We start from the raw sequence: 24,575 nt of genomic DNA on the forward strand, positions 1-24,575 counted from the left end.
CACTACAAAACTTAACTTTCTTCTATGCAATTAGCTAAGTCAAGAAAGGTGAATCTATCTCTTGTTACAAACGCAAGATCGACCACTTTACAATATTGTTCTTTATTCCAACTGAGGTGCTCTGGTAAGTGCGGAATTGATAGATCTTCAAATATTTTTTGCAGGTATTTTGCAGGTAGTAAATTTTGCTTAATTAAATTGGAAATATTAGTCCATTCTTTACAAATAATCTCTTGGATTTTTTGCTGCATAATTTGCTTCTGTTCAAAAGTTCTTACAAATTCGATATTATCAAAGCACTGAGTTATATGTTTTACATCTAAAGTGGTCGGGTTGATAATCGGGTTTTGTATTGATAATATCTTTTCCTGCAAATTAGCCATGGTAATCGTCGTAACAGCAATTTTTTCGCCATGTAGTGAGGAATGATCTCTTGTTACCATTTCCATTGCGTGAGCTATCATATGCTCTCCTTGGCTTGCAGAATAGCTGCCTTTTGATATTACCATTCCAAGTCCTGAAATTAGTAGAACTTCCATAAGTAATAGGACCACTTTTCTACTTCTTTTAGTAAGCGCCGTATACTCTCTTAGCAAAATTTGCTCCAAATCGCGAACAAGTGTAAAAGGTAATTCATTGTATTCTGTGCCAAGCAACAAATGAGATAGTAGCCAGTCAGCCTGAACTGTCGAACGGCAAATGAAATCTGCAAATCCGCTTAATGTGAGGCGCAGTGGTGCATTGGTAAGTATGTCTATATCTATATATATCGCTCTTGGAAGATGTGCTTTGAACGATTTTTTGTATCCATTTACTAATATTGAAGCATTTGCGGATGTATATCCATTCATGGAAGCGGCTGTTGGGAACGATATATAATCTTTTTTCTCGAGGTAGCTTGCATATTTGCAGATGTCGTTAACGGTGCCGCTACCAAATGCAACTATTAAGTCACTGTCTTTTGCTTTGTTTCTAACTAGATTTATGGTTTCAAGAGAGGCAAGTGAAAGATTAGTACCCATGGTTGGTGTCATTCCAGCGCGTGACGCTGATTTTTTTTCCTGGATCCCAGTCTCGGAGGACTGGGATGATAAAATGTAGGGAGCATCCGAAATGATATGAGGTTTTGCAAGAGGCCTAATGGTATTGCTCGGGATAATTAAGTGAGAAATTTTATTAAATACGTTTTTGTTTAAAAGTTTTGCTGTATTTTCATCTGCAACTAGAAAGATGTCATTTCCTTGTCGTGTGCATATTTTATAGATATCATCAGCAAGGTGGTAATCTGTTATTACTTCCCTTAGAAAAGTTTGTTCGGCTTGATGTAATATTTGTTTTAAATAGTGCATAGAGTGTTTACAATATAGCAATATAAGTATTTTAAGATTGACATGAAAATTGACCCTTTAGAGCTAACTAAGAAATTGATCTCTTTTGAGAGTATAACACCAAGGGACGGCGGGGCAATAGAGCATATAGCAACAATCTTCAAGAAGAGTGGCTTTGACTGTGAGATTTTAGAATTTGGTGATGATGGAACTAAAGTTAAAAATCTTTATGCGAAATATATAAATGGAGTACCAAATTTGTGCTTTGCTGGGCATGTTGATGTTGTACCACCGGGTCAGTTAAAAGATTGGGCATTTGGTCCATTTAATCCAGAAGTTAGAGATGGAATGCTATATGGAAGAGGAGCAGCTGATATGAAAAGCGGAATAGCTGCATTTATTGCTGCTATGGCAAATTTAATTGCAGAAAAGTTTCAATTTAATGGTTCGATAAGTGCATTGATTACCAGTGCTGAAGAAAGCACGGAAGAATATGGAACAAAGGCAGTTTTGGAATGGATGAAAAGTAAGCAAAAAAAGATAGATTTTTGTGTAGTTGCCGAACCAACCAGTAGTGAGAAATTAGGTGATACCATAAAAATAGGCAGAAGAGGTTCTGTAACATTTGAATTAATTTGCCATGGAAAACAAGGACACGTTGCCTACCCAGACCTAGCAGATAATCCAATATATAAGGTAATATCGATATTGAGTAAGGTAAAAAATACTACTTTTGATCATGGTAATAAATATTTTCAGCCTTCACATTGCGAAGTTACTACTATCGATGTTGGAAATAATACTAACAATCTAATACCTAGTTCAGCAACTACACGTTTTAACATTCGATATAACGATACACAAACACTTGACGGCTTATATAAGCTGATTGATGAAATATGCTCCAGTGTAACTAACGATTATAAACTTTCTATGCATAGCAGCAGGGACGTTTTCCTCTCTACTCCTGATAGAAATACTGATATTATGCTTGATGCGATAAATAAAGTTACCAGTATTGATGCTGTGCTGAGCACAAGTGGTGGCACATCTGACGCTGCGTTTATCAAAGATGTTTGCCCAGTGATTGAATTTGGTATAATCAACAAAACCGCACATCAGATAAACGAATGCGTATTAGTAAACGATATACACAAATTAACAGCTATATATAAGGAATTTATAGAAAATTATTTCAATCCCACTAATAAAATATTGAATCAGGTCAACGTAGTTAGTAATATATCTAGTGGTCCATTGTTAGCTTAGATGTAATCAGATCTCTTGCATAACTGTTGTTTGAGTAACAACTGGTATCATCCCAGCGTGTGACGTTAGAATCCAAAAACCATGAGAGCTACAAAAACCACTTGACAAACTCCGCCAGCCCCCTTATCATGACAGTGAAGCTATTGTATTTGCTTTCGCCAATCTGCAGATTAAAAGGTAAGGATTACTTAATGTATCGGCGTCTTATGTTCAATTTTTTGCAGTATATAGATACTGTATGTCTTTACAAAACTTCATCTACATCTAGATTTTTATCTAAATAAGCTGAACGCGCTTACAAAGCGTTACAAGACATCAAAAAATGCCAATACTCGACAAAGATAGTAAAGGACTAGCTAACTCGGGGATTCTTTGTCTTTTTTTCTGCTTGGTAGGAGAGTAGACCAGCGGACCTTCCCCGCCAGCCTCTCGCAGAACCTTACTATTACCCATAAATCTAAGAGCCTGTCTTCAAACTAAGTAGAAAGGAGTTAAGAAGTGTGTTATAAGATATATTTTAAATGTACCCAAGCGATATAAGTGACAAAGAATGGAAGATAATAGAGCTATATTTTGAACCTAAAAAGACCGGCAGACCAAGAAAACATAGTATTAGAACAATTATTAACGCAATTCGCTATGTGATGAGGACAGGATGTCAATGGAGACAACTGCCTAAAGATTTTCCACCATGGAAAACAGTGTATAGTTGTAATTAGCGATTGAAAAAAAGTGGAATATGGCAAGAGATTCATGATTTTCTAGTTAAAAAAGTAAGAGAGATAATTGGTAAGAATGAAACTCCATCAGTGGGAATAATAGATAGCCAATCAGTAAAAACTACTCAAAAAGGGGATCCAGAGGATATGATGCTGGCAAGAAAGTAAAGGGTAGAAAGCGCCACATCGTTGTAGATACTGTAGGTCTTGTAATTGCTGCTGAAGTACAAAGTGCAAGCATTCAGGATCGTGATGGTGCACTAAATCTTTTTGTTCAAGCCAAATGCAAAGCTCCAACATTACATAAGTTTTTTGCTGATCAAGGATACACAGGTAAATTGCAAAACCTCTGCTTATTGGAAACTGGATGTTTATTGACGATTACCAAGAAAATAGTTGATACAGGATTTCAGGTTATTCCCAAACGTTGGATTGTTGAGAGAACCTTTGCTTGGCTCTCCAATTTTAGACGTATGAGTAAGGATTATGAGCATTCTCCTCTCACTTCAAAAAACAACATCTTCTTTAATATGATCACTATTATGCTTCACAAATTAGCTCATTCTTGAGTTTGAAGACAGGCTCTTAGAATAATGATTGACTTAGTGAATTAAGTTCACTAGAATATTAACTGACTAAAAGTTTATAAGCAACAATGGCAGAAATTGATTATCATAAGGTTACTATAGTCATGACAGATGGTCAAGAGTTTGAAACTCGTTCCACTTATGGAAAGGAAGGTGATAAGATAAAACTTGATAGGGATCCTCTCACTCACCCTGCATGGACTGGAAGTTTGACAAGCGGGTCAGCAAATAAAACTAGCAAATTAGCTAAGTTTAACGATAAATATGGGGATATTTTCTAGTTTTTCGCTTCTTTTTCAGAGTGAAGCATGCATAAATACAAAAATATAGGCTATATCGCTTCTGAGTCACTAAAATCGCAGGAAGTATCTAAACTATTAAAGAAACTTAATTTTATCAATATAACAGAAGAAAATAAGTCCGAAATCGATCTATTGATAGTTGTTGGCGGTGATGGCTTTATGCTACGCACCTTGCATAATTACGTTATAGAAAACAAAAACACACACGTATACGGAGTAAACACTGGCAATGTTGGGTTTTTGATGAATAAATGCTTTAGCCGCAGTGAAGATTTAATTGATCATATAGAGCACGCAACTTCAACTCAGTTAACTTTACTAAAAATGGAAGCAACAGACACAAGTGGCAAGAAATACCACTATATAGCGGTAAACGAAGTATATGTTTTTAGGAAAGCAAACCAAATAGTAGAGATGAATATTACTATTAATGATAAACTAAAAGTAGAAAAATTCAGAGGAGATGGAATAATATTGTCCACCCCTACAGGCAGCACTGCATATAACTTCTCTGCCGGCGGTCCAATTTTACCACTCAATTCAAACTTACTTGCACTGACCTCCATCAATAGCTATTACCCAAGGCATTGGAATGGAGCACTAATCTCAAATGATACGATCGTACAAATTGACATTAACGACACAAAAAACCGTCCAGCGCTTGTAGTATCAGATTACAAAGAGTTTCATAATATATCACAGATAAAAATACAAAAAGACCATGAGAACACAATCACTCTGCTTTTTGACAAAGATGACTCACTAAATGAAAGGATCTTTGATAGACAATTCCTATATTAAGCTTTTCTAGAGTTATCCATAAACTGGTATTTACTATATCTTAATAACTATAGCGTAATTAACGCAACATAGTAATTAATTTTGGGGAGAATATGCCAGGAACACAAGATCAAGATACAGTAGAACCACTTTCTTATACACCAATAACGTGAATTCTGGATTAAAGGAGAATAGAAAAGGCAAGAAAACAGGGTAAACTCAGCAGTGATAAAAAAATAGATGAGGTTACCCATGGAAGATATAACAAAACTGTTTTGTTTGGTCGATGATTTTTGCAGAGATATAGAGAAAAATTTTGCAGATAAACTACTGCCAAATGGTAAAAACCCCACAAGAACAACGGAAATTGAGCACTCCGAAATCATGACAATAATCCTGCTATATCAACAATCTCCGTGTAAAACTTTCTATCTACATTACCTAACGTTGCTCTACAAATCAGAGTTTCCAAAGTTACCTTCATATACCAGGTTTGTTGCTCTAAAGCCTAGGGTTTTGTGGCATTTAGCAATGTTGTTGCATTGGCTTTGTGGACAGTCAGAAAACACTGGAATTTCATATATAGACACAACTCCCATTGCAGTTTGTCATGCAAAAAGAATATCCAAAAACAAAGTTTTTGCTGGAATTGCAAAATTAAGCAAGAGCACTTACGGCTGGTTTTTTGGTTTCAAATTACATATGGTAATCAATGAAAATGTTGAAATTCATGCACTTACGCTAACAAAAGGCAATGTTGATGATAGGATACCTGTGCCAAATCTGACGGAAAAATTAATCGGTCTTTTGTTTGGTGACAAAGGTTATATTGCAAAAGAGCTTTTTCAGAAGCTGTTTGACCGAGGTTTGAAACTTGTTACCAACGTGAAAAAAGGTATGAAAAATACATTGATTTCGTTAAATGAGAAGATTTTACTGAGAAAAAGGTCTATCATTGAGACTGTTTTTGGTTACCTAAAAAATAGACTAGAAATTGAACACACTCGCCATAGATCCCCTGTTAAGGGAATGTTCAAAAAAGTGTGTCAAACCGCATTTTTAGTTCAACTCAATTTTCAATCTATCTGGAAAGAAAATATCAAGTTGAGACATAGTTAAAGCCCAATTAGGCAGAGCCATAGTCCATTTTTGCTCTACCTTCTTTATAGCACAATATACCTGTTTATACAAGGCATTTGTGCTGGTAAATGAGCCCTTGGTTTTAGTGAATTTTCTGATCTGTCTGTGCAGCCCCTCAATTGGATTTGTGGTGTAAATTAGCCTTCTAACTGGGCTAGAATACTTGAAATAACCAGATAAATTTTCCCAATTGTTCTGCCACGATTTTATAACTAAAGGATACTTTTCTCCCCATTTTTCTTCCAGCTCAAGTAAGTAATTTTCAGCAATTTCTTTACTTGTAGCACGATATATTTTTTTCAAATCATTCATGAAAACTTTCACATCTTTGCTGGATACATATTTTAGTGAATTTCTTATCTGATGCACTATACATAGCTGTACTTCTGCTTTAGGAAACGCACTATTTATAGCTGCAGGAAAGCTTTTTAGCCCATCTACACATGCAATCAGAATATCTTCTACTCCTCTTTCTTTGAGGTCATTTAGCACTCCCAACCAAAAGTTAGCTCCTTCACTTTCAGCCAAATAAAAGCCCAGGACTTCTTTTCTGCCATTTTGGTCTATGCCCAATATATTGTACATACATTTACTTACGCAATGTCCATTCTCTTTGACCTTAAAGAACATCCCATCCATAAATACTATCGGGTATACTGATTGCAGTGGACGACTACGCCATTCATTGATTATAGGCAGTAATTTGTCGGTAATACTTTATATCTCTGCCGCCGATATTTTGTGATCATAAATTTCCTCAACGTGTGACGCTATATCTCTATAGCTCATACCACTGGCAAATGTGCTCAAAATCTTCGTTTCAAGCTCTGGATGTAAGCTTGTTTGCCTTTTTTTGACTATTTGCGGCTCAAAACTTCCTTCTCTATCCCTTGGCGTCAAAAGTTCAAATGAACCGGCACTTGTCCGTAAAGTCTTTCCATTTCTCCCATTTCTTCGATTATTCTCTTCACTTTCAGCTAATAAGTGGTTTTCTATTTCACCTTCCAAACTTGCCTCCAGCAGCTTTTTTATAAATGGTGTTAATGCTCCCTCCCTTCCTGTCAACGGTCTTCCTTCTCGTATAGACGACAGGATATTTGTTTCCAACTCTTTATAATCTACCAATCCGTTAGTTCTGTTTACTACTTTCTGACTCATTGTCAAACCTCCATTTTTTTATATCAATTTATTACTTTTTTTTCGGTTTGACACACTTTTTTGAACATTCCCCCAATTTTAGACGTATGAGTAAGGATTATGAGCATTCTCCTCTCACTTCAAAAAATAACATCTTTTTTAATATGATCACTATTATGCTTCACAAATTAGCTCATTCTTGAGTTTGAAGACAGGCTCTTATGTAGAAAGTTTTTTCTCGCGACTGAAACAAACATTCGGGTTTAATTTTCGGAACAAATCTGAAATTAATCGTGAGAAGGAACTGTTACTCAAGTGTTATTTGCTGAATAAATTTATCGAAATAGGCGTGCCTAAGTTTAAAATGGCTACATAAGTTTTTCCTGATCTATCCAATACAAGGTGCTATGCAACAAAGCCCACTGGAATCCAGATTGGATACTGAGTTGGTGAGTATAAAAGTATAGCTAACGCTGACTCTACTTCATACCTCCGCGGTATCTCTTAGCATAGATCCCGCTAACAAGTAGCGGGATGACGGTTGTCGGTAGGCCTAAATTACTTTAGCCATAAATATTTAAGAAATTTACCAAGTGAAAAAAGAGGCAAAAGGAACCCCATTGGTGGTTGGCTATTCACTATGTACTAAAATATCGGCGTTTTTTTTATTCTAAAACGCTTGATTAAGAGCGATTTAGCTGCTTTTAACTTGCAACTAACCTACACCGCAAGTGTTTAAGAAATTTACCAAGCAGGAAAAAAGGCAAAGAAACCCCGTAGTAGCTAGCATTCAAATTCTCCCTTGTCAATTTGACGTTTTTTGCTGTCTTAAACGCTTTGTAAGCGCGTTTCGGCTTATGTAGGTAAAAACCTAAAAATTTTTAAAGACATGCGATGCACGTAGTGCGAAAAATTAAACATGAGACGCCAAGTACCCTAAGTTTTTTGTCATTAACCTGCACAGATTGCGAAGATAAATAAATAGCTTCAGTTTCATGGTAAGGGGGCTGGCGGAGTTTGTCAAGCAAGTTTTTTCGTTTCTATTCCCAAGAAAAGTTCGTTATATGGTTATGCAAGAAGTCTAATACTCATAGGGATCATCTTTCAAGCATATATTGAAATGTTTCATTAGCTATAGCAACATCTTGGCGCGGGGCTTTGCCGTGTTCTATAAACACAGAGATTGCGTAGCGCGGGTTATAGTAAGGACCATAAGCGATAAATAACTTATGACTTTCACCCTTAGAGTTTATCTCTGGTGTACCGGTTTTGCCGGCAATTTGTATGCCGCTTAGCCCTTTTCTATAGTTAGAATTCACCACGTCAAACATAGCTTTTCGAATTATGCTAAAATGCTCATAATCTACATCAATGTCAGGGAAATTTTGCACTGTATTACTCATTTCAATGTGGGGAATTACCTCTTTTCCTGTTGCAATCCTCGCTGCAAGAACTGCAAGCTGCAGTGGTGTTGTAAGCAAATACCCTTGTCCTATAACTAGGTTGATAGTGTCACCTAAATACCACTGCGAATATAGTTTTCGTGCGCGCCAATCTCTATCGGGCAACAATCCCGGAGCTTCTTCCTTAAACGTTCCAATCAGCGACCCACCGCCAACACCAAATTTTCTGGCCATTTCCACCAGAGAGTCTACACTTATTTTTTTTCCTATGTTATAAAAGTAAGTGTTGCATGATAATGCCATTGCCTCATTTAAAGATACATACCCATGGACTTTGCTTTTCAGGCAACGAAATTTCCGCTCACCTATTTTCATATAGCCCTTACACGAGAATTTCTCTTCTGGTGTTATTATCCCGTCTTTTAAACCCGCAAGCGCAACTATTACTTTAAATATTGAACCAGGTGGAATTTGATACGACAATGCACGATTCACAAGTGGTAATGAAGGAGTATTCAAGCTTTCCCAAGTCTCATTTGATAGTCTGCTAGCAAAAAGATTATTATCGTAAGAAGGTGAATTATATAATGCTAAAATTTCTCCATTATTTACATCAATTACCACTGCGGAGCCCTGGTGATCTTTAAATACCTCTGCGATTTTCTCTTGCAGATTAATATCAATTGTTAGCTGTACATCTTGTCCATCTTGTTGTGGTATGCTTGATAATTCTTTTATGACGCGTTTTTTAGAATTTATTTCCTGCTCAGATTTTCCTGGCTTGCCTTTCAATATATGATCATATGTATATTCAATACCGCTGATTCCTACTTCGCTTATACCTTGCTGTCTTTTTGTATATCCAATTACATGAGAACATATTGAACCAAACGGGTAATAACGTTTATAAAGAGCAGTTACTTTTGTTTTTGACGATCTTGCTATTTTAGACTCGACTTCTGATAATGTTTGCAAATCGACCTCCTCACCAGAAGTTTTTTGCCCATCAAATAAAACAACATACGAAATTTTGTTTATCGCAAGTTCAGTGCTATTCCTATCTAAAATTTTGCCCCGCTGAGGCATAATAGCGGTGATTCGTACCCTATTGTTATTAGACAGCGTTTCGTATTTTTGTCTGTTTCGTATTTGTAAATTATATAACCTATAGCTAAAAATAGCGGAAATGGTAAGCTGAATACCACCTAATATGAATGCTCTGCGGTTAAAGACTTTGTTTTTTGTCCACATAACATTCCTTCAAAACGCACTTTTTCCCCCTCTTTTATTGTTACACTTCTGGCTTTTACCGTATTACAAACCCTTTCCTCCCACTCACTTAAGGTAACAAACTTGTAACCCGATTTTTTTAGTATTTTAATAATATGAGGTAAAGCTTCAATTGTGTTTGATCTGTTATTGTGATCATGAAACAGTATAACTGCTCCATTATGTACGTTGCTTACAACTCTTTCAACTAAAGCTTCTGGTTTATCACCTTGCCAATCTAGCGAATCAACTGTCCATAATATCGAATATATATCCAATTTATTAGTATTTTCAATCAGATTATCGTCATGACATCCATATGGCGGGCGAAACCATTTTACATCTTGTTTTATTGCATTTTTAATTGCTGTATTTGTCTTTTCCAATTCTTGCAATTGTTCCTCACTTGAAAGTGATGTCAACTTCCTATGCGACCAAGAGTGATTGCCTAACTCATGACCTGCTTCATGGATTTTCTTTACTATCTCATATGTTTTTTTATTTATACGTTCACCAAGCACAAAAAACGTTGCTTTTGCTTCATAGCTTTCCAGAACATTAATAATATCGTTTACTCTATTGTTGGAAGGCCCATCATCAAACGTAAGCGCAACAAACTTATCGTCGTTGTTCAACAATTTTTTTATATTACTTAAATTTCTATATGATAGATCCAGATTACAACTGAGCCCACAGTATGGTAAATTAAAATTACAATCACCACAGAAAACCGCGCTTGAGTATAGCAAAAGAAAAGTTATTATCCTTATAAACATTTTATAATCAGCAAAGTGATAGGATACTATGCACTTTTTTGCTAAGTTAAGCCATCTTTAATTGCTGTAGCCTTTACTTCATCACTTCTTTAATATATTATATTAACAATTTTATATAATATATTATGATTGCAAATATAAATACCGTTGCGCTTCAGGGAATTAGCACAGTAAATGTCAATGCACAAATTCATATGGCAAATGGTATTCCAGCTTTAATATTGTTGGATTGCCGGATAAAACTGTTGCGGAATCCAAAGAGCGCATCAGAGCAGCGTTAAATTCAATCAATCTACTACTACCTCCAAAAAGAATTACAGTTAATCTCTCCCCTGCGGATTTGCTGAAAGAAGGCAGTCATTATGACTTGGCTATCGCTATTGGACTACTTGTTGTAATGAATGTGATACCAGTTGAAAAAGTTCAGTCTTATATAATCATGGGTGAACTGGCTCTTGATGGCAGAGTTATTCCAGTTTCAGGAGTGCTGCCAACAGCAATTAATGCAAAAAAGGCAAATAAAGGAGTAATTTGCCCAAGGGAAAATGGAGTAGAGGCTTCATGGGTAAAGAATGTTTCAATTCTAGCTATAGAGAAATTAACTGATATTATCAGACACTTTAAGGGTGAGCAATTAATTCAGCCAGTAATTTTTAATTATAGTGATGCACCCAAAGAAAAAAGATTGGTTCCCGATATGAAGGATATCAAAGGCCAAGTTGTTGCAAAAAGAGCAGCTGAAATTGCAGCAGCAGGTGGGCATAATATGCTTCTTGTTGGCCCTCCTGGTACTGGAAAATCAATGCTTGCTAAGCGCTTTATAGGATTGCTGCCTGATTTGACCGAACAGGAGATGATTGATGTTAATATTATTTCCAGCATAACAAAAACTGGTAATGAAATATTCAAAGTAACTCGTCCCTTTCGTGAACCTAATCATTCATGCTCTATGCCAGCAATGATAGGGGGAGGAAAGAATGCAAAACCTGGAGAAATTACCATGGCTTATAATGGCGTGTTATTCCTTGATGAGCTACCTGAATTTCCAAGACTTGTGCTTGATTCTCTGCGCCAACCACTTGAAGATAGAAAAGTTACCGTTGCAAACGCGAATTCTGGATTAAGGAAGGAAGAAAGTATAGGAAATAGAAGGTTTTGTGGATTTGATGGAATAGGAAATGAGAGTAGAAAAGATATGAACCAAAAAATTAACAGGGGATCTATGGCGAGTGTGTTCAATTTCTAGTCTATTTTTTAGGTAACCAAAAACAGTCTCAATGATAGACCTTTTTCTCAGTAAAATCTTCTCATTTAACGAAATCAATGTATTTTTCATACCTTTTTTCACCTTGGTAACAAGTTTCAAACCTCGGTCAAACAGCTTCTGAAAAAGCTCTTTTGCAATATAACCTTTGTCACCAAACAAAAGGCCGATTAATTTTTCCGTCAGATTTGGCACAGGTATCCTATCATCAACATTGCCTTTTGTTAGCGTAAGTGCATGAATTTCAACATTTTCATTGATTACCATATGTAATTTGAAACCAAAAAACCAGCCGTAAGTGCTCTTGCTTAATTTTGCAATTCCAGCAAAAACTTTGTTTTTGGATATTCTTTTTGCATGACAAACTGCAATGGGAGTTGTGTCTATATATGAAATTCCAGTGTTTTCTGACTGTCCACAAAGCCAATGCAACAACATTGCTAAATGCCACAAAACCCTAGGCTTTAGAGCAACAAACCTGGTATATGAAGGTAACTTTGGAAACTCTGATTTGTAGAGCAACGTTAGGTAATGTAGATAGAAAGTTTTACACGGAGATTGTTGATATAGCAGGATTATTGTCATGATTTCGGAGTGCTCAATTTCCGTTGTTCTTGTGGGGTTTTTACCATTTGGCAGTAGTTTATCTGCAAAATTTTTCTCTATATCTCTGCAAAAATCATCGACCAAACAAAACAGTTTTGTTATATCTTCCATGGGTAACCTCATCTATTTTTTTATCACTGCTGAGTTTACCCTGTTTTCTTGCCTCTTCTATTCTCCTTTAATCCAGAATTCACGTTATTAGAACAATTATTAACGCAATCCGCTATGTGATGAGAACAGGATGTCAATGGAGACAACTGCCTAAAGATTTTCCACCATGGAAAACAGTGTATAGTTGTAATTAGCGATTGAAAAAAAGTGGAATATGGCAAGAGATTCATGATTTTCTAGTTAAAAAAGTAAGAGAGATAATTGGTAAGAATGAAACTCCATCAGTGGGAATAATAGATAGCCAATCAGTAAAAACTACTCAAAAAGGGGATCCAGAGGATATGATGCTGGCAAGAAAGTAAAGGGTAGAAAGCGCCACATCGTTGTAGATACTGTAGGTCTTGTAATTGCTGCTGAAGTACAAAGTGCAAGCATTCAGAGCCTGTCTTCAAACTAAGTAGAAAGGAGTTAAGAAGTGTGTTATAAGATATATTTTAAATGTACCCAAGCGATATAAGTGACAAAGAATGGAAGATAATAGAGCTATTTGTTCAAGCCAAATGCAAAGCTCCAACATTACATAAGTTTTTTGCTGATCAAGGATACACAGGTAAATTGCAAAACCTCTGCTTATTGGAAACTGGATGTTTATTGACGATTACCAAGAAAATAGTTGATACAGGATTTCAGGTTATTCCCAAACGTTGGATTGTTGAGAGAGCCTTTGCTTGGCTCTCCAATTTTAGACGTATGAGTAAGGATTATGAGCATTCTCCTCTCACTTCAAAAAACAACATCTTTTTTAATATGATCACCATTATGCTTCACAAATTAGCTCATTCTTGAGTTTGAAGACAGGCTCTTAGCTCAAATAATCGAGAAAAAAGAGAAAATCAAAGATCTTAACAATAATTATAAAGGTGATCAGCTAGGGCGAGAGATATCGAAATTATTGAACGCTGGTTCGCAAAAGGAAAATATAAACTCAAACTATAATGATGGAGAGCCTATATTCCAGACTCGTGAAGAGGCATCGAATTATCCTCCGCAAAAGAAAGACATAAACTCAAACTCTGTGAGAGGAAACTATGATGATGGAGAGTCTATATTTCAGACCTTTCAAGAAGCAAGGAACTATCATCGGCAAAAGAAAGGTATAGACTCAAACCCTGTAAGCAAAAAACCACTTGCACCACCAGTACCTCCTAAAAATTATACGGAAAAAGTTACGCAAAATAGAAATAATAATATTATTGAAAGAGGAGGTCGAAGATTCGTATAATTTCTTGCATATCCGTTTCATGGCACATTGTTTCAACTTACACTTCTTTAATCACTGTGCTAAATTATATTGTAAAGCAGCCAAATCAATATAATAGAATGCGCTAAGCTTTAAGCATAGAAACCACTTTATCGTAACTTGGCAATGATTTAATTTCTCCAATTGCAGCTAGAGTGGTTTTTTCATGCTGAGATAACAATTCTTCTGCTGCTTTTTTTACGTTAGCAGTGGTAACTGCACTAATTTTTTCTATTAATTCATTTTTACTGATGTACCTCTTATAGTTACCATAGTAGTGCCCCAATGTTTCAGCACGTGAGCTCACACTTTCGCGTGACATTAAAATTTGGGATTTTATTCGCTCTTTCACTCTATTTACTTCTTCTTCCCTCAGATTATCTGTAGACAGCTTCTTCAACTCTGTCGTCATAGATTTTAAAAGCTTATCTAAGTTACTACTATCTGTGCCAGCAAAAATGGAAAACATCCCTGTATCAGTGTAGCTGGAATTAAATGAATAAACAGAGTAAGCTAATCCCTGCTTTTCCCTTACTTCCTGGAACAGACGTGATGACATTCCGCTCCCTAATATAGAATCAAGCACTTGAAACGTGTGATATTTATCGTCATGGTGAGAAACACTAGGTAGACCAATTAGCAAGTGTACCTGATCTAATTTACGATGTTCTAAATACTCACCACCAGTACAGCTCGCATTTTGGCTTTTTTTCAGCTTTTTAGAATGAATCTTTGAGAGAAAATCTTTGGTTAATGCAATAACTTCTTCATGTTCAACATTTCCTGCAGCGGTAAATAGCATATTCTCGCCAAAGTAATGTTCATTTATGTAATTATCTAGATCTCCTCGAGTAAAAGATTTTACAGTATCTTGCGTGCCTAAGATTGACCTGCCAAAAGGTTGATCTTTATAAGCTGCCTCAAAATATTTATCGAAAACAATGTCACTTGGTGAATCATTAGTTTGAAAAATCTCTTGTATTACAACGCCCTTCTCACGTTCCAATTCATCTTCTGGAAATGTTGAATTCATCAATATATCTATTAATATATCAATACCAGTTTTTATGTCTTTCTTGAGGACTTTTGCATAATAGGTGGTGCTTTCCCTACCGGTGCTGGCGTTGAAAACCCCACCTATGTCGTCAAAAGCTTTTGCAATTTCAAACGCAGTTCTTGTCTTCGTTCCTTTGAAAGCCATGTGTTCTAGAAAATGGGATATTCCATTTTGATTTGCACTTTCCGCTCTACTGCCAACACCAACTCGTATGCTTAAAGCTACGGAATCAACATCACGCACCTGCTCAGTTATTATGCGCAGACCATTATCTAATTTTGTTACCTGAGGTGTATTCATCTTATGTATTCTTTTTTAAATTTTCTTCTGCAAAATCCCAATTAATCAAATGGTCAAGGAAAACTTTTATGTAGTCAATTCTACGATTTTGACAATCTAAATAATAGGCGTGCTCCCAGACATCCATAGTGAGTAATGGAACTTGGCCATAAATTAATGGCAAATCTGCATTTGGAGTTTTGGTGATTTTGAGCTTTCCTTTTTCGAGCACTAACCATACCCATCCACTACCAAATTGGCTTACTCCATGATTGGCAAATTCCCCACAAAACTTATCAAAACCACCGATATCATCTTGAATTTTTTTTGCCAGAAAACCATCATCTTTAGGTTTACCACCACCATTCTTCTTCATTGAATTCCAATAAAAAGTGTGGTTCCAAACTTGCGCTGCGTTATTAAATATGGGAACTTTATCGCTATTACCATGCACTTTTGTTATTATTTCCTCAATTTTCACATGTTGATAATCTGTATTTTCAACCAGCTCGTTGAGTTTATTTAAATATCCTTTATGGTGCTTATCATAATGAAAATCTAAGGTTTTTGCAGATATGTAAGGCTCTAAAGCTGTTTTATTATATGGTAATTCAGGTAAAGTAAAACTCATGCCAACCTCTTCATTTTTGACCTACTTGGATGGTAGGGCAATATATGCTTTTATGCAACATATAATTAACAGTTAAACATAGTGCACTTTTCTTGCCAACGTGTGGCGATGAAATCTAAGCCATAGAAACCTAAAATTAAATGCAAAAAATAGCTTGACACCCTCTGCCAGCCATACGCGTCAAGTTAAGGCCCAATATAGCACCATTTAAAGTGGGTAGATAGCCTTTCGAAATCCCTTAGCAAGTGTGCCCAACAAATCTGTCTTTTTTCGTCACTGAAGTAGTTGTAAACCGCATACCTATCGGCAACAACCAAATTCTTATAACTAGAAAATGTACTACTCTCTAGAAACTTAACTCCTCTTGTGTCTTCTAATTTAATAAGGCTTGCTTCATTATTAGCAAACACCCAGCACCAGCCAAGTTTACCTTTATAGCTAACCGAAATAAGGTTTCCTCAAAGGAGTGTAAAAAGGTATAATACTGCTTTAATTAAGGTAGAATGATGGCAAAGCCATATAGTGAGGACCTGAGAGCCTGTCTTCAAACTAAGTAGAAAGGAGTTAAGAAGTGTGTTATAAGATATATTTTAAATGTACCCAAGCGATATAAGTGACAAAGAATGGAAGATAATAGAGCTATATTTTGAACCTAAAAAGACCGGCAGACCAAGAAAACATAGTATTAGAACAATTATTAACGCAATCCGCTATATGATGAGAACAGGATGTCAATGGAGACAACTGCCTAAAGATTTTCCACCATGGAAAACAGTGTATAGTTGTAATTAGCGATTGAAAAAAAGTGGAATATGGCAAGAGATTCATGATTTTCTAGTTAAAAAAGTAAGAGAGATAATTGGTAAGAATGAAACTCCATCAGTGGGAATAATAGATAGCCAATCAGTAAAAACTACTCAAAAAGGGGATCCAGAGGATATGATGCTGGCAAGAAAGTAAAGGGTAGAAAGCGCCACATCGTTGTAGATACTGTAGGTCTTGTAATTGCTGCTGAAGTACAAAGTGCAAGCATTCAGGATCGTGATGGTGCACTAAATCTTTTTGTTCAAGCCAAATGCAAAGCTCCAACATTACATAAGTTTTTTGCTGATCAAGGATACACAGGTAAATTGCAAAACCTCTGCTTATTGGAAACTGGATGTTTATTGACGATTACCAAGAAAATAGTTGATACAGGATTTCAGGTTATTCCCAAACGTTGGATTGTTGAGAGAACCTTTGCTTGGCTCTCCAATTTTAGACGTATGAGTAAGGATTATGAGCATTCTCTTCTCACTTCAAAAAACAACATCTTCTTTAATATGATCACTATTATGCTTCACAAATTAGCTCATTCTTGAGTTTGAAGACAGGCTCTGAGGGAACGAGTTTTAAAAGTGGTTGACGAGAAAAAAATGACTATGGAAGAAGTAAGCAAGATGTTCAAAATTGATAGAAAAACTATATACTGGTGGAGGAAAAGAAGAGAAGAAACAGGAAGTATAAAACCGTCTTCAGGCTACCAAAAGGGACATAGTCATAAAATTAAATACTTAGATGGCTTTGTCAAATTTCTGGATGAAAACCGAGATATTACGGTTGAAAAAATAATTGAAAAATTTGGCAACATGTGCAAAGGCACAGTCTACAATTATCTTAAAAAAGTAAACTATACATATAAAAAAAACTTTTCTTTATCAGGAAAGGAATGAAGAGAAACGCAAGGAGTTCATAAAAAAAATAGAAGGAATAGAAAAAGAAAACTTGATATTCATAGATGACTCTGGAGTAGAAGACAACAGATTTTATGAATATGGGTGGTCTCAAAAAGGCAAGAGGTTATTTGCCGATAAACCAGGGTTTAAAAGAAAGAGGGTAAGCATAATAGGAGCACTAAATGAGGGAAAAGTTAAAGCTTCCTGGGTAATTGAGGGCTACTGCAACAGCGAGATTTTTGATGCTTATGTAGAAAATATACTTGTTCCTATATTAAAACCTGGACAGACTATTGTTCTCGATAATGCAAGCTTTCATAAATCTGCAAGAACGAAAAATTTGATAGAAAATGTTGGGTGTAAAATTTTGTTCTCGCCGCCATACTCACCGGATTTAAATCCGATTGAGAAGTTCTGGTTTGCCATTAAGCATGCCATAAGAAAAGTGCTGCCAAGCTTTTGGCCCAATATTAATTCGGCTATTGATTTTGTCTTTCAGCTCTCGGGGAAATCTTACTTCGGTTGGCTATAGAAAAAAAGAAATGTGGATTCCAGTGTCAAGGCACTGGAATAACACCACTTACCACGTATTTAAACTATAATGTTCATCATTACACGCTGGCAGGATGTCATATATAGTGTTACCCAGGTAGCTGTGCTGGGGCTTATCGTCTTTAAGATCCCAATTAGATAGAAGGTTTGTACTTTTTTCAAATCAAAGCTTGAATTTTTGCTGGAAAATCAATATATTATATATATGAAGTTTTAATTTAAGTTGTTATGTTGACCCCAATGGCAAGCTTATGTGTTGATAGCAGAACCAATCTCATGCAATATATTGCTAGAGTGCAAAAATTTCCTATGCTGTCTCAAGAGGAAGAGGTACGATTAGCAAAAAATTGGAACCAATATAAGGATATTCCTTCTGCTCATAAATTGATTACCAGCCATTTGAATTTGGTAGTAAAAATTGCAATGAAATTCAAAAATTATGGACTATTGTTGATGGACCTGGTCATGGAAGGGAATCTGGGTTTAATGCATGCAGTGAAAAAGTTTAATCCTGATTTAGGGTTTCGTTTTTCAACTTATGCAGTGTGGTGGATTGAAGCTTCAATAAAAGATTTTATATTGAAATCTTGGTCGTTCGTGAAAATAGGCACAACGCAAGCACAAAGAAGACTATTTTTTAGTTTACGTAAAATAAAAAAAAGAATTTTACAGTATACAAACAGGGAAACTTTAAGCAATGAAGAAATAAAAGCAATATCTAATGAGCTTTCTGTATCCGAAGGAGACGTTCTGCAGATGAATTACCGTTTGGCTTGTAAGGATCAGTCGCTAAACGATTGCATAAAAACAGGTGATGACTCTAAAAGGGAGTTGCAAGATATGATCCCATGTAACTTGGTCAATCAAGAAGTAACCTATCAGAATCATGAAGAAAAAGAATTAAAAGAAACAATTTTAAACAATGCACTAGCAAGCCTTAACGAAAGGGCAAGAGACATTTTTATTAGTAGATACTTGTGTGAAAACACTCAAACTCTGGATGAACTTAGTAAAAAATATTGTGTTTCAAGAGAAAGAATAAGACAGTTAGCTGAGCAGGCGATGGCCAAGGTAAAACGATATATACAATCTGAAAGTTTGAAATTTGGTTTGCATGCGTAGTTTTTTTATATTTCTAATATTTTTTTCAATAGGCGCTTTTGCATCGGTTAGTGATGTGCAATTGAAGGAAAAATACAAAGACTGGCTTGTATATACTGCATCAGAAGATGGAGAGAAAGTGTGTTACATTGTATCTTACCCTAAGACAAAAAGTGAGCATTATACAACCAATCGCAAGCCGTATGTAATGGTCAGTTATGTTGATAAAAAAGCAGATGAGGTAAGCGTTACCTCTGGTTTTCAGTATGATAAGGAGCCTGTAGCTCTCAATATCGACAAAAAAATTAAATATACACTGCCTATAATACAGGGAAGTTTTGCGTGGGCAGAGCATACAAAAATAGATCAAGATCTCATTCTAAAAATGAAGCAGGGATTATCAATGGTAGTGAATGGAAAAGCAAAAACAGTAACCATTGATGATACTTATTCCCTACTTGGTTTTCAAAAAGCGTATCAAAAAATGCATGATTTATGCCATACAAAGTAAATCATTGTAACAGAATACCCAGCTATAGTATAAACTAGACTACTCTTTCAATGGAAATATAAATAGCACTTTACTTTATATGGGATGTGGATATCATTTAAAATATATTTTTGAGAGTTAGCAATGTCAGAGGTTGCAGGTGTAGATACAGAAATCAAAAAGCAAAATTCTGTGTGCGAGCAGATGCGTTTTAGCGTGAGCCGCACAAGTCTTTTAAATACATTATCCAGAGTAAGTGGAGTGGTTGAAAGGCGTAATGCAATAGATGTTTTGGCATGTATAAATATCAAAGCACAACACGGCAGCATAAAATTAATGGCAACTGATCTTGACATTTCAATGTTTGCCTCACTTGCTGCAACCGTATTAACAGAAGGAGAAGTAAAAATTTCAGCGCATACTTTACATGACATAGTGAAGAAGTTACCCGCTGATTTGGATGTCAATTTTGAAGTAAACAACCAAGGAAAATTATTGATGTCTTGCGGAAATGCAAACTTTTCTTTACCGAATGTAGTTTCAAGCAGCTTTCCTGCTCTTGAAGAAGACAATTATAAACATGATTTTATTCTACTAAATACGGACCTGATAGACTTATTAACTAAAACAAAATTTGCTGTATCACTAGATGATACAAGGTATAATTTAAATGGAATATATCTACATACAGACGAGCAGTTTCTGTACTGCGTTGCAACTGATGGTCACCGTTTATCATGTATAAAGAGACCAAAGCCTGGGAACATCAATGGCGAATTTGGTGTGATCATTCCACGTAAAACTGTTATGGAGCTGTTAAAAATATTGGACTATTGTAATGAAATTAATGTAAAACTCTCAGACAGAAAAATCAAGTTTACATGCGGTGAATATATTCTAATATCAAAATTAATAGATGGGACTTTTCCAAATTATAAAGCAGTTATTCCAGCATCTCAAGACAAGCATATGATTATTGAAAGTAAAAAACTTTCAGATGTTATAGATCGAGTTTCCGTTGTTGTATCTGATAAAGTAAAATCCATTAAATTCTCACTACAAGAAAAGCTGCTGACTCTGCATTCAAACTCTCAAGAGTGCAATGATGCAACTGAATCCATAGAAGTGGACTACAATGAAGCCCCTATAGAAATAGGGTTTAACTCGCGTTATTTACTTGATGTTCTATCCTGCATAAGAAATAAATGTAAGTTTAGCTTAGCCGATGGTAATAGTGCTACAATTATCACTGATGAAGACGATTCAAGTGTATTATATGTAGTGATGCCAATGAGAACTTAAACTTGTCATCCCGCTTCTTGTTAGCACTTACTATTACCCACAAGTATAGAATGAATGAGCAAGTCTCCATCCTTCTGCTAAATCAAAGAGACGTTTCCATCCCTTCCACAAAGCTATAGGGCCTGGTTCTAAGTCATTTTTGCGAGCTAAAAACCCTCCTAACTTGGCCACCCACCTCACAATTTCTCTTATAGGTGGTGGAGTCTCAGGATAGTTTTTTGTCTTAAGCATTTTGGTATATAAAACCTTCCATTCGTCATCAGTCAGTATGACAGTGCAAGAAAGATTCGGATTTGTTCTAGCTACCAATGTGATAAAAAATATTCTCCATGCAATTATACTCATAATTGTAAGAAAGCGGATCAATCTATCTGCTGTTTGGAGCCTACATTCTTCAACTTTAAGACCGGATTTCAAAATTTTATGAAAAACCTCTATTCTCCATCTTAAGCAATACCATTGTATTTTTTCTACTGCTTCTTCAAAATTATTAATATTTATATTTGTTAACAAAATCCAGTTCATGGGCTCTTCGCCAAATGGGGGATATTTTTCTATAACATAGACAGCATTTAAATTTAAATTAGGAAGTTTTTGCGTTTTACGTCTAGCGTTGTTTTTTGATGCATTCATCACAAAGTTACTAAACTTTACTTCTAAAACTGTTGTTCTTTGAGGTTTGTTATCGCAAGCAGGAATACTCACTTGTATTTCTCCTTGGCAAGACATGCGATTCATCAAATCCCACAATCTTTCACCACCTTTTTCAGAATAAGTCGACTTCTTGTTTACTGTTCTGTTTTGATTTCCTCTTACTACAAAAAGAGATTGATTAGTGGAAGCAACTTCAAATAAATCATAAATATCTGCTTCTCTATCACAAACGGTAACTACCTTAACATCCTTTAATCCAGGATGTTTAGTAGAGTCTTTAAGTGATGCTATCCACCGTATGCTTTCTTTCTCTTCTATGGGAAGAGCAGTATTATGGCTTCTTCTTTTCAACTCCTTTAGGTCTTCAGCTAAGGGAGGTCTAGTACTAATTTTTTGATCCAATAATCCTATAGGTAGTCCTTCTGTTGTAACTGCAAACGTTGTATGCATCACTAATCCATGGGTTTTAAAATTAGTTGTTTTATAGCTAACCGAAATAAGGTTTCCTCAAAGGAGTGTAAAAAGGTATAATACTGCTTTAATTAAGGTAGAATGATGGCAAAGCCATATAGTGAGGACCTGAGGGAACGAGTTTTAAAAGTGGTTGACGAGAAAAAAATGACTATGGAAGAAGTAAGCAAGATGTTCAAAATTGATAGAAAAACTATATACTGGTGGAGGAAAAGAAGAGAAGAAACAGGAAGTATAAAACCGTCTTCAGGCTACCAAAAGGGACATAGTCATAAAATTAAGTACTTAGATGGCTTTGTCAAATTTCTGGATGAAAACCGAGATATTACGGTTGAAAAAATAATTGAAAAATTTGGCAACATGTGCAAAGGCACAGTCTACAATTATCTTAAAAAAGTAAACTATACATATAAAAAAAACTTTTCTTTATCAGGAAAGGAATGAAGAGAAACGCAAGGAGTTCATAAAAAAAATAGAAGGAATAGAAAAAGAAAACTTGATATTCATAGATGACTCTGGAGTAGAAGACAACAGATTTTATGAATATGGGTGGTCTCAAAAAGGCAAGAGGTTATTTGCCGATAAACCAGGGTTTAAAAGAAAGAGGGTAAGCATAATAGGAGCACTAAATGAGGGAAAAGTTAAAGCTTCCTGGGTAATTGAGGGCTACTGCAACAGCGAGATTTTTGATGCTTATGTAGAAAATATACTTGTTCCTATATTAAAACCTGGACAGACTATTGTTCTCGATAATGCAAGCTTTCATAAATCTGCAAGAACGAAAAATTTGATAGAAAATGTTGGGTGTAAAATTTTGTTCTTGCCGCCATACTCACCGGATTTAAATCCGATTGAGAAGTTCTGGTTTGCCATTAAGCATGCCATAAGAAAAGTGCTGCCAAGCTTTTGGCCCAATATTAATTCGGCTATTGATTTTGTCTTTCAGCTCTCGGGGAAATCTTACTTCGGTTAGCTATAGTATAAATAATTCAGGATGCTTGTGTCCACTGGTTACATATAAATTCATAAGGTTTTGAGAGTTTTGAGTCTTTTTGCGTAATATAACAAAGTTGTAAAGGTGTAACCATAATTCCTCCTTCGATGGCAATTTCTTATATATCATACCATCACACTTTGGAACTGTACACCTAAGCACTCCGTTCAACAAGCTAGAACTGCTATATTTGAATACATAGAAATTTTTACAAAAAACAGCGTAGGCATTCTGCTATTAATTATTGCATTCCTGAACATTGTGATTCATCATTCTTTTTGTAAAAAATTTTCTTAACTTTCTCTCCACTTTTTCTGGGTAAGGTCACAGAATTTTTTGCTGGAAATCTTAATTTTGTCTTAGCAATAAATCAACTTAAGGTCATAATATCTTGACATTTATTTAATGTTGCTATATAATAGCTATGTACACTTTGTGTACTATAGCAATAAAATTACCTTGTAATAGGTGTATTGGACCCGAGGGCAGTACTCGGCGTCTCCACCATTTTTTTAATTTATACGGGGACGAATAAGGATCGACATGCATAGTAAAGATGGTAGCTTTGCTCGGTTAGACACCACCGCTAAGAGTTCATAATTTAAATGCAAACGATAATTTTGCTGCTGAAGACAATGTTGCAATAGCTGCTTAATTTAAGCACTATAACTTCATTGCTATAAGCACGGTTCAGGGAACGCCGGGTAACAGAAGTTCCCCAAAAATTTACGTATGTGGAAGTTATATGGAGCAAACAGATTACAAAAAATTGCTTAATTCTGCCAAGTTTCAAGTTATCAAAAAGACTTTAGATGTTATATCAGGTAATGGTTTTATCCCTCATTTAGAAATATTATTTTTCACATATTTTAATGGTGTAACCATGCCAGATCGTTTGAAAAAGTCATACCCCACTCAAATGCTTATTATATTACAGCATCAATTCTATGATTTAAAAGTTTCTGAGGATAAATTTAGCGTCAGTTTGAGTTTTCAAGGAAAACAAGAGCGAATTACTATACCGTTTTTTGCTATTAGTGAGTTTCGTGATAAAATTTCAGGAGATGTTTTAATATTTGACAAAATCAGTATCGATTCTGATAAAGAATACAAAAGTGAAAAATGTACTGAAAAATTATCAAACGGTAGTATTATATCCATAGATCAACTGCGTGATGAGTAATTGCTCATCTTTGTAAACAAAAAATATTAATAGAAAAAAGTGGTCTAACTTAAGTAATAGAATAGAGGAATACTATCGTAGACAAATATGCTAAATCTTTAATTGTTTATTAACGCAGGTGGCAAAATTTTTCTTACATATCATCAACTTTCTTT

General features: G+C 35.4%; 29 protein-coding genes, 1 other RNA gene and 4 pseudogenes. 25 read left to right on the forward strand and 9 right to left on the reverse strand.

Features of this window, described 5'->3' with window-relative positions; translation table 11 throughout:
* Positions 1-11: 11 nt before the first annotated feature.
* Positions 12-1,349: an iron-containing alcohol dehydrogenase gene (locus ACFELZ_RS07610; protein ID WP_375316074.1), complete on the reverse strand. Its 1,338-nt coding sequence runs from the start codon at positions 1,347-1,349 to the stop codon at positions 12-14.
* A 42-nt stretch (positions 1,350-1,391) separates the two neighbouring features.
* On the opposite strand from ACFELZ_RS07610, the gene dapE reads away from it, so the two are divergent.
* The 7 genes from dapE to ACFELZ_RS07645 all read left to right on the forward strand — a co-directional run bounded on the left by dapE (position 1,392) and on the right by ACFELZ_RS07645 (position 6,104).
* A complete protein-coding gene (gene dapE, locus ACFELZ_RS07615) occupies positions 1,392-2,597 on the forward strand; it encodes a succinyl-diaminopimelate desuccinylase (RefSeq protein WP_375316075.1) in 1,206 nt (401 codons plus the stop codon).
* Positions 2,598-3,118: 521 nt separating this feature from the next.
* Positions 3,119-3,316 (forward strand): transposase, encoded by a 198-nt coding sequence (locus ACFELZ_RS07620; RefSeq protein ID WP_375315797.1) that lies wholly within the window; start codon positions 3,119-3,121, stop codon positions 3,314-3,316.
* 3 nt (positions 3,317-3,319) lie between these two features.
* Complete coding sequence (locus tag ACFELZ_RS07625; protein ID WP_375315781.1) at positions 3,320-3,484, forward strand: hypothetical protein; 165 nt, start codon at positions 3,320-3,322, stop codon at positions 3,482-3,484.
* Positions 3,485-3,501: 17 nt separating this feature from the next.
* Complete coding sequence (locus tag ACFELZ_RS07630) at positions 3,502-3,885, forward strand: transposase (protein ID WP_375316619.1); 384 nt, start codon at positions 3,502-3,504, stop codon at positions 3,883-3,885.
* An 86-nt stretch (positions 3,886-3,971) separates the two neighbouring features.
* Positions 3,972-4,184, forward strand: coding sequence for a 50S ribosomal protein L31 (rpmE, locus tag ACFELZ_RS07635; RefSeq protein ID WP_375316076.1), 213 nt, complete (start codon positions 3,972-3,974; stop codon positions 4,182-4,184).
* Between the two features lie 27 nt (positions 4,185-4,211).
* Positions 4,212-5,006 carry an NAD kinase gene (locus tag ACFELZ_RS07640; RefSeq protein WP_375316077.1) on the forward strand — a complete coding sequence of 265 codons (795 nt, stop codon included), beginning with the start codon at positions 4,212-4,214 and terminating at the stop codon, positions 5,004-5,006.
* Positions 5,007-5,237: 231 nt separating this feature from the next.
* Complete coding sequence (locus ACFELZ_RS07645; RefSeq protein WP_375316078.1) at positions 5,238-6,104, forward strand: IS982 family transposase; 867 nt, start codon at positions 5,238-5,240, stop codon at positions 6,102-6,104.
* On the opposite strand, the pseudogene ACFELZ_RS07650 reads toward ACFELZ_RS07645, so the two are convergent.
* The 3 genes and pseudogenes from ACFELZ_RS07650 to ACFELZ_RS07660 all read right to left on the reverse strand — a co-directional run bounded on the left by ACFELZ_RS07650 (position 6,045) and on the right by ACFELZ_RS07660 (position 10,710).
* Positions 6,045-7,283: pseudogene (locus tag ACFELZ_RS07650) on the reverse strand (IS256 family transposase). The gene ACFELZ_RS07645 and the pseudogene ACFELZ_RS07650 sit on opposite strands and share 60 nt — an antisense overlap.
* Before the next feature lie 1,076 nt (positions 7,284-8,359).
* Positions 8,360-9,916 carry a penicillin-binding transpeptidase domain-containing protein gene (locus ACFELZ_RS07655; RefSeq protein WP_375316079.1) on the reverse strand — a complete coding sequence of 519 codons (1,557 nt, stop codon included), beginning with the start codon at positions 9,914-9,916 and terminating at the stop codon, positions 8,360-8,362.
* On the reverse strand, positions 9,871-10,710 hold the full coding sequence (locus tag ACFELZ_RS07660) for a polysaccharide deacetylase family protein (protein ID WP_375316080.1): 840 nt from the start codon (positions 10,708-10,710) through the stop codon (positions 9,871-9,873). The genes ACFELZ_RS07655 and ACFELZ_RS07660 overlap by 46 nt, the downstream gene beginning before the upstream one ends.
* 125 nt (positions 10,711-10,835) lie before the next feature.
* Between ACFELZ_RS07660 and ACFELZ_RS07665 the strand changes: the two are divergent.
* Positions 10,836-11,827 (forward strand): annotated as a pseudogene (locus ACFELZ_RS07665) (YifB family Mg chelatase-like AAA ATPase); the annotation flags it as partial.
* Positions 11,828-11,830: 3 nt separating this feature from the next.
* Here the strand turns inward: ACFELZ_RS07665 and ACFELZ_RS07670 are convergent.
* Positions 11,831-12,691 (reverse strand): IS982 family transposase, encoded by an 861-nt coding sequence (locus ACFELZ_RS07670; RefSeq protein WP_375315786.1) that lies wholly within the window; start codon positions 12,689-12,691, stop codon positions 11,831-11,833.
* Between the two features lie 119 nt (positions 12,692-12,810).
* Here ACFELZ_RS07670 and ACFELZ_RS07675 point away from each other — a divergent pair, with 119 nt between their 5' ends.
* The 5 genes from ACFELZ_RS07675 (at position 12,811) to ACFELZ_RS07695 (ending at position 13,973) form a co-directional block, all read left to right on the forward strand.
* Positions 12,811-12,885 carry a transposase gene (locus tag ACFELZ_RS07675; RefSeq protein WP_375316676.1) on the forward strand — a complete coding sequence of 25 codons (75 nt, stop codon included), beginning with the start codon at positions 12,811-12,813 and terminating at the stop codon, positions 12,883-12,885.
* 3 nt (positions 12,886-12,888) lie between these two features.
* Positions 12,889-13,053 (forward strand): hypothetical protein, encoded by a 165-nt coding sequence (locus ACFELZ_RS07680; protein ID WP_375315781.1) that lies wholly within the window; start codon positions 12,889-12,891, stop codon positions 13,051-13,053.
* Positions 12,996-13,148 carry a transposase gene (locus ACFELZ_RS07685; RefSeq protein WP_375316696.1) on the forward strand — a complete coding sequence of 51 codons (153 nt, stop codon included), beginning with the start codon at positions 12,996-12,998 and terminating at the stop codon, positions 13,146-13,148. Before ACFELZ_RS07680 ends, ACFELZ_RS07685 begins: the two co-directional genes overlap by 58 nt.
* A 41-nt stretch (positions 13,149-13,189) precedes the next feature.
* On the forward strand, positions 13,190-13,537 hold the full coding sequence (locus tag ACFELZ_RS07690) for a transposase (protein WP_375316081.1): 348 nt from the start codon (positions 13,190-13,192) through the stop codon (positions 13,535-13,537).
* Between the two features lie 106 nt (positions 13,538-13,643).
* Complete coding sequence (locus ACFELZ_RS07695) at positions 13,644-13,973, forward strand: hypothetical protein (RefSeq protein ID WP_375316082.1); 330 nt, start codon at positions 13,644-13,646, stop codon at positions 13,971-13,973.
* A 103-nt stretch (positions 13,974-14,076) separates the two neighbouring features.
* Here ACFELZ_RS07695 and ACFELZ_RS07700 read toward each other — a convergent pair whose 3' ends face one another.
* From ACFELZ_RS07700 to ACFELZ_RS07710, 3 genes and pseudogenes are all read right to left on the reverse strand, one after another.
* Entirely contained in the window at positions 14,077-15,348 is a 1,272-nt protein-coding gene (locus tag ACFELZ_RS07700; protein ID WP_375316083.1) for a M16 family metallopeptidase, read from the reverse strand.
* A gap of 1 nt (position 15,349) precedes the next feature.
* The gene (locus ACFELZ_RS07705; RefSeq protein ID WP_375316084.1) at positions 15,350-15,958 is read right to left on the reverse strand and encodes a superoxide dismutase; all 609 of its coding nucleotides are present in this window, start codon (positions 15,956-15,958) and stop codon (positions 15,350-15,352) included.
* Between the two features lie 218 nt (positions 15,959-16,176).
* Positions 16,177-16,392, reverse strand: a pseudogene (locus tag ACFELZ_RS07710) (IS66 family transposase); the annotation flags it as partial.
* Positions 16,393-16,552: 160 nt separating this feature from the next.
* Between ACFELZ_RS07710 and ACFELZ_RS07715 the strand changes: the two are divergent.
* From ACFELZ_RS07715 to dnaN, 8 genes are all read left to right on the forward strand, one after another.
* On the forward strand, positions 16,553-16,750 hold the full coding sequence (locus ACFELZ_RS07715) for a transposase (protein ID WP_375315805.1): 198 nt from the start codon (positions 16,553-16,555) through the stop codon (positions 16,748-16,750).
* A 3-nt stretch (positions 16,751-16,753) separates the two neighbouring features.
* Positions 16,754-16,918 carry a hypothetical protein gene (locus tag ACFELZ_RS07720; RefSeq protein ID WP_375315781.1) on the forward strand — a complete coding sequence of 55 codons (165 nt, stop codon included), beginning with the start codon at positions 16,754-16,756 and terminating at the stop codon, positions 16,916-16,918.
* Positions 16,919-16,935: 17 nt separating this feature from the next.
* A complete protein-coding gene (locus ACFELZ_RS07725) occupies positions 16,936-17,319 on the forward strand; it encodes a transposase (RefSeq protein ID WP_375316697.1) in 384 nt (127 codons plus the stop codon).
* Positions 17,320-17,355: 36 nt separating this feature from the next.
* A complete protein-coding gene (locus ACFELZ_RS07730) occupies positions 17,356-17,670 on the forward strand; it encodes an IS630 transposase-related protein (RefSeq protein ID WP_375316012.1) in 315 nt (104 codons plus the stop codon).
* Positions 17,671-17,689: 19 nt separating this feature from the next.
* Positions 17,690-18,205, forward strand: a complete 516-nt coding sequence (locus tag ACFELZ_RS07735; protein WP_375316634.1) for an IS630 family transposase — start codon at positions 17,690-17,692, stop codon at positions 18,203-18,205.
* A gap of 248 nt (positions 18,206-18,453) precedes the next feature.
* Positions 18,454-19,347: an RNA polymerase factor sigma-32 gene (locus ACFELZ_RS07740; protein ID WP_375316085.1), complete on the forward strand. Its 894-nt coding sequence runs from the start codon at positions 18,454-18,456 to the stop codon at positions 19,345-19,347.
* A complete protein-coding gene (locus ACFELZ_RS07745) occupies positions 19,340-19,837 on the forward strand; it encodes an invasion associated locus B family protein (RefSeq protein ID WP_264328732.1) in 498 nt (165 codons plus the stop codon). The genes ACFELZ_RS07740 and ACFELZ_RS07745 overlap by 8 nt, the downstream gene beginning before the upstream one ends.
* A 123-nt stretch (positions 19,838-19,960) precedes the next feature.
* Positions 19,961-21,118, forward strand: coding sequence for a DNA polymerase III subunit beta (gene dnaN / locus ACFELZ_RS07750; RefSeq protein WP_375316086.1), 1,158 nt, complete (start codon positions 19,961-19,963; stop codon positions 21,116-21,118).
* A 33-nt stretch (positions 21,119-21,151) separates the two neighbouring features.
* On the opposite strand, the pseudogene ACFELZ_RS07755 reads toward dnaN, so the two are convergent.
* Positions 21,152-22,264 (reverse strand): annotated as a pseudogene (locus ACFELZ_RS07755) (IS4 family transposase); the annotation flags it as partial.
* A 60-nt stretch (positions 22,265-22,324) separates the two neighbouring features.
* On the opposite strand from ACFELZ_RS07755, the gene ACFELZ_RS07760 reads away from it, so the two are divergent.
* The 4 genes from ACFELZ_RS07760 (at position 22,325) to ACFELZ_RS07775 (ending at position 24,420) form a co-directional block, all read left to right on the forward strand.
* Positions 22,325-22,687, forward strand: coding sequence for a helix-turn-helix domain-containing protein (locus tag ACFELZ_RS07760; protein ID WP_375315796.1), 363 nt, complete (start codon positions 22,325-22,327; stop codon positions 22,685-22,687).
* Between the two features lie 19 nt (positions 22,688-22,706).
* A complete protein-coding gene (locus ACFELZ_RS07765; protein ID WP_375316654.1) occupies positions 22,707-23,216 on the forward strand; it encodes an IS630 family transposase in 510 nt (169 codons plus the stop codon).
* A gap of 408 nt (positions 23,217-23,624) precedes the next feature.
* Positions 23,625-23,960: a transfer-messenger RNA gene (gene ssrA, locus ACFELZ_RS07770) on the forward strand.
* Positions 23,961-23,982: 22 nt separating this feature from the next.
* Positions 23,983-24,420, forward strand: coding sequence for a ClpXP protease specificity-enhancing factor SspB (locus ACFELZ_RS07775; RefSeq protein ID WP_006279412.1), 438 nt, complete (start codon positions 23,983-23,985; stop codon positions 24,418-24,420).
* Positions 24,421-24,575 lie beyond the last annotated feature (155 nt).

This window comes from Wolbachia endosymbiont (group A) of Colletes cunicularius (assembly GCF_964264715.1).
Classification (GTDB): domain Bacteria; phylum Pseudomonadota; class Alphaproteobacteria; order Rickettsiales; family Anaplasmataceae; genus Wolbachia.

Excerpts from the sequence above, each read along its gene's own strand:
- ACFELZ_RS07700 (WP_375316083.1), bottom strand. The coding sequence starts at position 15,348 with ATGAATACACCTCAGGTAACAAAATTAGATAATGGTCTGCGCATAATA.
- rpmE (WP_375316076.1), top strand. The coding sequence starts at position 3,972 with ATGGCAGAAATTGATTATCATAAGGTTACTATAGTCATGACAGATGGT.
- ACFELZ_RS07760 (WP_375315796.1), top strand. The coding sequence starts at position 22,325 with ATGATGGCAAAGCCATATAGTGAGGACCTGAGGGAACGAGTTTTAAAA.
- ACFELZ_RS07745 (WP_264328732.1), top strand. The coding sequence starts at position 19,340 with ATGCGTAGTTTTTTTATATTTCTAATATTTTTTTCAATAGGCGCTTTT.
- ACFELZ_RS07660 (WP_375316080.1), bottom strand. The coding sequence starts at position 10,710 with ATGTTTATAAGGATAATAACTTTTCTTTTGCTATACTCAAGCGCGGTT.
- dapE (WP_375316075.1), top strand. The coding sequence starts at position 1,392 with ATGAAAATTGACCCTTTAGAGCTAACTAAGAAATTGATCTCTTTTGAG.
- ACFELZ_RS07620 (WP_375315797.1), top strand. The coding sequence starts at position 3,119 with ATGTACCCAAGCGATATAAGTGACAAAGAATGGAAGATAATAGAGCTA.
- ACFELZ_RS07715 (WP_375315805.1), top strand. The coding sequence starts at position 16,553 with ATGTACCCAAGCGATATAAGTGACAAAGAATGGAAGATAATAGAGCTA.
- ACFELZ_RS07610 (WP_375316074.1), bottom strand. The coding sequence starts at position 1,349 with ATGCACTATTTAAAACAAATATTACATCAAGCCGAACAAACTTTTCTA.
- ACFELZ_RS07740 (WP_375316085.1), top strand. The coding sequence starts at position 18,454 with ATGTTGACCCCAATGGCAAGCTTATGTGTTGATAGCAGAACCAATCTC.
- ACFELZ_RS07775 (WP_006279412.1), top strand. The coding sequence starts at position 23,983 with ATGGAGCAAACAGATTACAAAAAATTGCTTAATTCTGCCAAGTTTCAA.
- ACFELZ_RS07690 (WP_375316081.1), top strand. The coding sequence starts at position 13,190 with ATGTACCCAAGCGATATAAGTGACAAAGAATGGAAGATAATAGAGCTA.
- ACFELZ_RS07705 (WP_375316084.1), bottom strand. The coding sequence starts at position 15,958 with ATGAGTTTTACTTTACCTGAATTACCATATAATAAAACAGCTTTAGAG.
- ACFELZ_RS07655 (WP_375316079.1), bottom strand. The coding sequence starts at position 9,916 with ATGTGGACAAAAAACAAAGTCTTTAACCGCAGAGCATTCATATTAGGT.
- ACFELZ_RS07670 (WP_375315786.1), bottom strand. The coding sequence starts at position 12,691 with ATGGAAGATATAACAAAACTGTTTTGTTTGGTCGATGATTTTTGCAGA.
- ACFELZ_RS07645 (WP_375316078.1), top strand. The coding sequence starts at position 5,238 with ATGGAAGATATAACAAAACTGTTTTGTTTGGTCGATGATTTTTGCAGA.
- ACFELZ_RS07640 (WP_375316077.1), top strand. The coding sequence starts at position 4,212 with ATGCATAAATACAAAAATATAGGCTATATCGCTTCTGAGTCACTAAAA.
- dnaN (WP_375316086.1), top strand. The coding sequence starts at position 19,961 with ATGTCAGAGGTTGCAGGTGTAGATACAGAAATCAAAAAGCAAAATTCT.